Genomic DNA, 7160 nt, shown 5'->3' on the forward strand with positions numbered 1-7160 from the left:
GCTAGCTAAGGTCCTCAGACGCATGCCTGTTTTTTCTGCAGCAGGGTCTTCGATGAGTTGAAATATGCGAGCTGGAGGTATCAGGGGAATAATATTTTCCTCCAGGCAACCTTGTTCCCATTGGAAGAGGAGATTGCCCATTCGATGCCTTAGCGTTCGCCAGCGTCCCTCGCACCGACCTTCAAAATCCGCGAAACCAGCAAATTTTAAACCGCCTGAAGACAGCGCCTCCAATAGACTTAAAACATTATCGTTCCCAGTCGCGTCGCTGATGTAAATACCATGATCGCGCCACTCCGGCACGTACCTATCCAATAGAGCTGCCAGGAAACCTACCTCTGTTGCGCCCTCTGCAACAATTGTAAGCCTGGATAGGAACGTCTCTGGGTCTGCCGATTGGTGCCGCTCAACTTTATCCCGAGGTAAGGCGCCAATCCTACCGGTCGAATCAATGTACCAAAGGGAAGCGGGTCCTGAGGCACTGACAACCGTGGAGCTGTGGGTCGTGACAAATGCTTGGCCTGCGCCTTCGATTAGCGTCTTCATCAGCTGTCGCTGTCGGTAGGGCTCCAACCCGCGCTCTAGCTCATCTAAGACTGTGATCGGATGGCCTTCCTGCAGGGAGTCAGCAATAGCCAACGCAGCTAATCGCCGAGTTCCCGATCCCCAACTGATTAGGGGAAGAGCGATTCCGTTTTTATCTGAAGTCAAGCCGACCAGTGCGTTGACCGACACTCCCGCATTGCCAACAAATGCCAGGCCTAACTCGGTTGGTAGCGATCTAAGCCCAAACAACTCGTCCAGTGCATCTAACTTTTCTCTGGCTGGCTGATCCAGATGTTGCTCAATTTGGTCAGACGCGATCTCTCTGCCGAGGCGTGCGCGCAGCCCTCGGTCAGCGAGCAGCCTGTCCAAACCGGCGCCGTACACCAGACGCAAATCGCGGTCGCTGCGATCATCTCCAGAGAGTTTAACGACCCCGATGGATCGACGAAGAGCCACTGACATCGAAACACAGGTGCCATCCGGCTGAGCTATTTCAAACGCCAGCTCCAGCTCAGCGGTACCCCTGACTCTTAACTTGTATACGGCCGGTCGGGGTGCTTGCTCAATATCTTCAGCAACTTCAGGGAGGACGGCATTGCTGCCATCCCATTCCCAAGGCCAAGCCATTGCTCCTTGTTGATTAATAGCGCCTTCACCGGGTAACGAAATCACTGTCTCAATGAGAAATTCGGCCGCTACATCACGATTCCAGTAATCAGCATCTGCCAAGGTGTAGCTGTTGGTTGGACTGAGAAGAAGAGCAATCGCTTCCAGTAACGTCGACTTCCCTACGTTACCTCCCCCAAGGATGACGTTGACCCCAGCGTTGGGGCGCCATTCCAAGGAATGGATGCCTCTGAAATTTTCAATTTTCAGGTAGTGAAAGCATGCGGCCATTAGGGTCCATCCTCTGTTCCTGCCTAGGGTAGACAGGAGTGAAGACGTGCACGCGATATCAGTCAATGCGCAGCTAAACAGTCTTTTTTACAGTGATCCCTCAGAACTGTGAGATTTATCCTGCCAGGATTCGATTGGTTACTTCATTTGGCCAGCTGGGTTCGGATTCCGTCACAGAAACTAATGACTTCGTTTTATTTTCTAATGACCACTGAAGGAAGGTAGGGTAGTAAACGCAATAGGCCGTCTAAACCACAAGTTTATAGTGACGCCTATGGAAACCTTCAGGAGTATCGAATGCGTTGTGCGCAGCGCCGGAATCGGCAGCCTCGCCGAGGTCGCTCGATGTTTGAGCGATACTAGCTGGGGAGCCAAGAGTATTGCCAAGCAGGAGGTCTGCTTCGGAGTGCGGCTGTTCAGCGCCGCACCGCGGAAATTCTTCTAGCAACGGCCCGACTTCACGACATAAAACCTTTCACAAACGGCGCTCATGCTGGCGCTTAAGGTTTTCGCGACACGGCTGGCTATGGTTGGCTGGTTCCATTCTTAATGAAAAGAATTCCAATCGTAGTGAAAACTCATGCAGGGTTCGCGACTAGGGTAGGGCCCATGCGCGCACTTGCCAAGGGGTGCTGCACATTTGGATCAATAAGTTGTCAGTTTCGGTCATTGAGTGACAGGAGCGCGACTCTTAACCTGTCCCGCATGACTGATGGGAGCCAAAGAGCTCCTGCACTTTTTCCGTGATCGCTCGATGTGGAGTTACAAATGGCCGCCGMTCATTACCCGCACCTGTTGGCCCCGCTGGACCTGGGTTTTACCACGCTGCGCAACCGTACCCTGATGGGCTCGATGCACACCGGTCTTGAGGAGAAACCCGGCGGTTTCGAACGCATGGCGGCTTACTTCGCCRAACGTGCGCGTGGTGGGGTTGGCCTGATGGTCACCGGCGGCATCGGCCCTAACGACGAGGGCGGGGTGTATTCCGGGGCGGCCAAGCTGACCACCGAGGAAGAAGCGCTCAAGCACCAGATCGTGACTCGCGCCGTGCACGAAGCTGGCGGCAAGATCTGCATGCAGATCCTCCACGCCGGGCGTTATGCCTACAGCCCGAAACAGGTCGCGCCGAGCGCCATCCAGGCGCCAATCAACCCGTTCAAGCCTAAAGAGCTCGACGAGGAAGGCATCGAGAAACAAATCAGCGATTTCGTCACCTGTTCGACCCTGGCGCAACAGGCCGAGTATGACGGCGTCGAGATCATGGGCTCGGAAGGTTATTTCATTAACCAGTTCCTCGCAGCCCACACCAACCACCGCACCGACCGTTGGGGCGGCAGCTACGAAAACCGTATGCGTCTGCCGGTGGAAATCGTCCGCCGCGTGCGTGAAGCGGTGGGTCCGAACTTCATTATTATCTTCCGCCTGTCGATGCTCGACCTCGTGGAAGGCGGCAGCTCTTGGGAAGAAATCGTCACCCTGGCCAAGGCCATCGAAAAGGCCGGTGCAACGATCATCAACACCGGTATTGGCTGGCACGAAGCGCGGATCCCGACCATCGCCACCAAGGTGCCACGTGCGGCGTTCAGTAAAGTCACGGCCAAACTGCGTGGCTCGGTGAGCATTCCGCTGATCACCACCAACCGCATCAACACTCCGGAAGTGGCCGAACAGATTCTGGCCGAAGGCGATGCCGACATGGTGTCCATGGCGCGGCCGTTCCTTGCCGACCCGGACTTCGTCAACAAGGCCGCTGAAGGTCGCGCCGATGAGATCAACACCTGCATCGGTTGCAACCAGGCGTGCCTGGACCACACATTCGGTGGCAAATTGACCAGTTGCCTGGTCAACCCGCGCGCTTGCCATGAGACCGAGCTCAACTACCTCCCGGTGCAGCAGATCAAGAAGATCGCCGTGGTCGGTGCCGGGCCTGCGGGGCTTTCCGCTGCGACGGTGGCCGCCGAGCGCGGGCATCAAGTGACGCTTTTTGATTCGGCCAGTGAAATCGGCGGCCAGTTCAACGTCGCCAAGCGCGTACCAGGCAAGGAAGAGTTCTTTGAAACCCTGCGTTATTTCAATCGTAAATTGCAGACCACCAACGTCGAGGTGTGCCTGAACACCCGTGTTGACGTGGCGCAATTGGTCGAAGGCGGTTACGACGAGATCATTCTCGCCACCGGCATCGCGCCAAGAACCCCGGCGATTCCGGGCGTCGAAAATGCCATGGTGTTGAGCTATCTCGACGTGATCCTTGAGCGTAAACCAGTGGGCAAGCGTGTGGCAGTGATCGGCGCTGGCGGCATTGGTTTCGACGTGTCGGAATTCCTCGTGCACCAAGGCGTGGCCACCAGTCAGGACCGCGAAGCGTTCTGGAAGGAGTGGGGCATCGACACTCACCTGGAAGCGCGCGGCGGGGTCGCGGGGATCAAGGCTGAGCCGCATGCACCGGCCCGTGAGGTGTTCCTGCTGCAACGCAAAAAATCCAAGGTTGGCGACGGCCTGGGTAAAACCACTGGCTGGATTCACCGCACCGGGTTAAAGAACAAGCAGGTGCAGATGCTGAACAGCGTCGAGTACCTGAAGATCGACGACGAAGGCCTGCACATTCGTATCGGCGAAGCAGGCGAGCCACAGGTGCTGCCGGTGGACAACATCGTGATTTGCGCCGGGCAGGATCCGCTGCGTGAATTGCAGGACGGTTTGGTGGCGGCGGGGCAGAACGTGCATTTGATTGGTGGGGCGGATGTGGCGGCGGAGCTGGATGCCAAGCGCGCGATCAATCAGGGGTCGCGGTTGGCTGCCGGGTTGTAATCAGCCCTTGTGGCGAGGGGGCGTGCCCCCGTTGGGCAGCGCAGCGGCCCCAATTCCATGCAGCGCGGTGTTTCGGAAGTATCCCGTTGAATGATTTGCGGCTGCTTCGCAACCGAACGGGGGCAAGCCCCCTCGCCACAAGTTGACTGCTAAGATGCCAGCTCTTTACCCAGAGCCGGCATCGATGCTTCTCCCTCCCAATGACTGGCTACCCCAGGCCCCCCTCGAACCTCTCAATCTCGACTGGCTCACCACCGCCGGTATCGAAGTCGCCACCCTGCGCCTGGACCAAGTTGACCCACTGATCAGCGGCAACAAGTGGTTCAAGCTCATCGAACACCTCCATGCCGCCGACCTTGCCGGTGCCAGCGGCATCATCAGCCTGGGCGGTGCGCACTCCAATCATCTGCACGCATTGGCCGCCGCCGGCAAACGCTTCGGTTTCCGCACCGTTGGCCTGTTGCGCGGTCATCCGCAGGAAACCCCGACGGTGAAAGACGTGCAGGCATTCGGCATGCAATTGCATTGGTTGGGTTATGGCGGTTACCGGGCGCGGCATGAGCCGGGTTTCTGGCAACCCTGGCAGGCGCAATACCCCGATCTGTATCCGGTGCCCGAAGGAGGCGGCGGCCTACGCGGTGCAAGCGGCTGCAGGCGATTGAAGGCCATGGTCGACGATCAGCTGAGTCCTCTGGGCTGGAGCGACTATGACGGTTGGTGGTTGGCCTGCGGAACCGGCACAACCCTGGCGGGCTTGGTGCTGGCCGAGGCAGACGAGCGCAAGGTGTACGGTGCGATGGCGGTGCCCGACGATCACGGTGTTGCGCACCAGGTCGAATCGATACTGCAGGAAGCGGGCGTAGCGCTAAGTAACTACGAATTACTTGACGCCAGCCGTGGTGGCTTTGCCAAAGTCGATCAGCCGTTACTCGACTTCATTGATCAAACTGAACAAGCCAGTGGAATACCTCTGGAACCGTTGTACACCGGCAAAGCGATGCTGATGCTCAAGCAGCACGCCGACGCTGGAAGTTTTGAAAAGGGTACACGCTTGATCTTCATCCACACCGGCGGCTTGCAGGGGCTGCGGGGATTTAATCCACAACTCTGAAAGTCACATCGGTCTTGTGGTGAGGGGGCTTGCCCAGTTGGACTGCGCAGCAGTCCCATAGCTGCCAGGCTCGAGATGTTTGCAGCTTTTGGGGCAGCTTCGCAGCCCAACGGGGGCAAGCCCCCTCGCCACAAAATCAGCAGCGCTCATTTGCGTTTAGGCATCATCCGCAGCAAGGTGTTATCCCCCACCACATAGTGGTGATAGATCCCTGCCACGGCGTGCAAGCCGATCAGCCAGTAGCCGATGGTGCCGCCCAGTTCATGCCAGTCCTTAATCTGCTTGGCCAGCGCTTTGTCTTCCGCTACCAGCATTGGCAGATCAAAGCCGTAAAACATCACTTGATTACCCTTGGCGCTTGTCACCAACCATCCAAGAATCGGCATCGCGATCATGAAAATGTACAGCGCCCAGTGCATCAATTTCGCGAGCGTGGTTTGCCACTGCGGCGAGGCGGGGAAGATCTGCGGTGCCGGGCCCAGGCTGCGGGCGAATAAGCGGAGCCAGACCAGAACGAACACGGTCAGGCCCAGCATAAAGTGAGATTCGACGATCAGCGTTCGGCCGCCACTGCCTTTAGGGAAGAGCCCGCGAAACTCGATACAGGCGTAAACCAGCGCCAGCAAGACCAGCATGACCCAATGCAGCGTGATGGATACGGTGCTGTAGCGTGATTCGGAATTCTTCCATGGCATAGGGTGTTCCTCACAGTTCGGGTCGAGCCCACCGTTCTTCTCAGGCGGTGTTACCTAACTGTAATCCCCTTTAGTGGGTTTGCCTGACGCTATTTAACTTTCAACGCTCTGGATCAAGTGATTGGCAGAAAAAGCGCCCGTTCTTTTGCGGGCGGGCGCTGTTTAGTCTGGTGTGTTGCGGTATCAGCTGTTCTGCGGCATCTCACCCTTGGCCAGGCGCTTGTTGATGTCGGCGATCACTTGCGGCAAGTCAGTGATGGTGTCGATCATGTAGTGCGGGCGGGAGCCTTCGAACATGGCATGGATACGCTTGCGTTCGCTGGTCAGTTTATCGTTGCCGAGGGCGCGATAACCTTCGTAGTCCAAGCCCAGCGCATTGCCCGAGCAGATAAGTGCCACGGTCCACATGCCGGCGCGACGACCTTCAAGAATGCCCGGCACGGTGTCGTCGATCTTCACGCAGGCCGCGACATCGTCAATGCCCAGCGCAATAACGTTGGCCAAGGCTTGAGCCGGCCACGGACGTCCGTTGGGAACTTCATCGGTAGCAACCACGTGGTCGGCGACGTAACCGTTGATGGCAGCCAGTTCGACCACTTTGTCCATGACCTGTTTCGGGTAACCGGAGCAGGAACCGATCTTGATCCCTTGTTGGCGCAGGAGGGCGATGGTCTCCAGTGCGCCGGGAATCAGCGCCGAGTGTTCGGCGATTTTTTCGATCTGCAGCGGCATGAAACGTTGGTAAATGGCGGTGACATCCTCGTCGGTCGGTGCGCGGCCGAACACGGCGCGGTAGCGCTCGGCGACTTGCGGGTGATCGCACAGGGTGCGGATGTGGTCCCACTTGCCCATGCCCATCGGCCCACGGGCTTCTTCGATAGAGACCTGGACGTCGAACTCGGCGAAGGCTTCGACAAATATCTGCGTGGGCGCGAAGGAGCCGAAATCGACGACGGTGCCGGCCCAGTCGAGGATGGCGGCCTGCAGTTTGGTTGGGTTTGAATAGTTCATGTCTCATATCCTGTATTTGAATAAATGAAGATCCGTGTAGCAGCTGCCGAGCCTGCGAGGCTGCGTTCGGCTGCGAAGCAGTCGTAAACCCT

5 protein-coding genes and 1 pseudogene are annotated in these 7160 nt (G+C 57.6%); 3 read left to right on the forward strand and 3 right to left on the reverse strand.

Going from position 1 to position 7160, the window contains the following annotated elements; genetic code table 11:
* Positions 1-1443: ATP-dependent nuclease (locus AC1DRJ_RS16085; RefSeq protein ID WP_477803032.1), on the reverse strand; the 1443-nt coding region annotated here is incomplete at its 3' end.
* A 274-nt stretch (positions 1444-1717) separates the two neighbouring features.
* Here AC1DRJ_RS16085 and AC1DRJ_RS16090 point away from each other — a divergent pair.
* The 3 genes and pseudogenes from AC1DRJ_RS16090 to AC1DRJ_RS16100 form a co-directional block, all read left to right on the forward strand.
* A pseudogene (locus AC1DRJ_RS16090) lies at positions 1718-1876 on the forward strand (LysR family transcriptional regulator); the annotation flags it as partial.
* A 335-nt stretch (positions 1877-2211) separates the two neighbouring features.
* Positions 2212-4251, forward strand: a complete 2040-nt coding sequence (locus tag AC1DRJ_RS16095; protein ID WP_477803033.1) for an oxidoreductase — start codon at positions 2212-2214, stop codon at positions 4249-4251.
* Between the two features lie 184 nt (positions 4252-4435).
* On the forward strand, positions 4436-5362 hold the full coding sequence (locus AC1DRJ_RS16100) for a 1-aminocyclopropane-1-carboxylate deaminase/D-cysteine desulfhydrase (RefSeq protein WP_477803034.1): 927 nt from the start codon (positions 4436-4438) through the stop codon (positions 5360-5362).
* 146 nt (positions 5363-5508) lie between these two features.
* Here AC1DRJ_RS16100 and AC1DRJ_RS16105 read toward each other — a convergent pair whose 3' ends face one another.
* Together AC1DRJ_RS16105 and phnX are read right to left on the reverse strand one after the other, a co-directional pair.
* Complete coding sequence (locus AC1DRJ_RS16105) at positions 5509-6057, reverse strand: cytochrome b (protein WP_477803035.1); 549 nt, start codon at positions 6055-6057, stop codon at positions 5509-5511.
* A gap of 183 nt (positions 6058-6240) precedes the next feature.
* Entirely contained in the window at positions 6241-7068 is an 828-nt protein-coding gene (phnX, locus tag AC1DRJ_RS16110) for a phosphonoacetaldehyde hydrolase (protein WP_477803036.1), read from the reverse strand.
* Positions 7069-7160 lie beyond the last annotated feature (92 nt).

Source organism: Pseudomonas sp. P5_B2 (assembly GCF_056400445.1).